Source organism: Microcoleus sp. OTE_8_concoct_300 (genome assembly GCF_031383065.1).
Taxonomy (GTDB): Bacteria; Cyanobacteriota; Cyanobacteriia; order Cyanobacteriales; family Microcoleaceae; genus Microcoleus.
On the sequence record NZ_JANMZH010000500.1, the window covers coordinates 1 to 1044 of the forward strand.

A 1044-nucleotide genomic window follows, 5' to 3' on the forward strand; every position below is an offset into this window, starting at 1 on the left:
CGTTTTAGCAAAAATGTTGTGCGTTTCGTACCCCAAAAACCAGCAACAGGTAATGCCCCCAACTGGTATGTCGTTGATGCCACAGAAACAGGTGAAATGATTGCTCTAGCTGACGTACCTTACCGTTTAGGCATCGATGCACGCTCATATCGAGAACCTTCGGCTTCTAGCACCACGGCTGACTCCTATTGCACGCAAGGCTTTACCTACACCTTTGCCATGGAGGCAACTAAAGATCCTCAACCCCAGCAAAAACCTGCTTTTTATGACCAATATGCCCCTTATTACAGTTATGAGTTAAAGCGTCTGGCAGATTTTGGCTTAGTTTTCACCTATCGACGGATTTTGGGTTCTGACGAAGGGAAGGTGACAACCTTTGGTGGTATTACCTTTACCGCACCTGTGCCAGGAGATATCTCGATGCAAAACTGGACTTGGGGTAATGACTACCGCCCTGGTTCTTCCCAGGATAATTTAATTTATTCTCGCGCACAACTAGAAGCAGCCGGTCAACTGCAACCGGGTGGCTGGATGGGTGGTTTGCGAACAGAAACTTTGCGGCGCGGAGAAGAAAATGCTAAAGGATTTTTCTACTGGTTGGTAGCAGGAACTACTGATTCACAGCTCGGAAATGGGGTGAAAAAGCCTTATCCAAACAATCGTTTTTTGAGCGGGTTGGATTCGCCGATGGGGACGGTTCACGGACTTTCTAAATATCCTTATATGCGGGAGGGGCGGCGGATTATTGGGCGCCCGAGTTTCAATCAGCCTCAAGGCTTTACCATCTGGGAAGTTGATATGTCTCGCACTAATTTTAAGGATAGTTTTTACCGTCAGAATCTGTCGGATCAAGAGTATCGCAATTTGTGGCTGGCTGTGGGTGGTTTGGATGCGCCGGCTTTGGCTGTGGGAACTCAATCTGTTGAGGATACAAACTCGCGATCGCGCGCTACGATATATCCTGATTCTGTGGGGATTGGTCATTATGCGATCGACTTTCACCCCTGCATGACCAACAGCCCCCCAGAAGCACCGGGAAATACC

General features: G+C 48.4%; 1 protein-coding gene. It reads left to right on the forward strand.

Annotation, left to right across the window (positions count from 1 at the left end):
- A partial coding sequence (locus tag ACUVJL_RS22810; protein ID WP_445247924.1) for an FAD-dependent oxidoreductase occupies positions 1-1044 on the forward strand: 1044 nt, incomplete at both ends.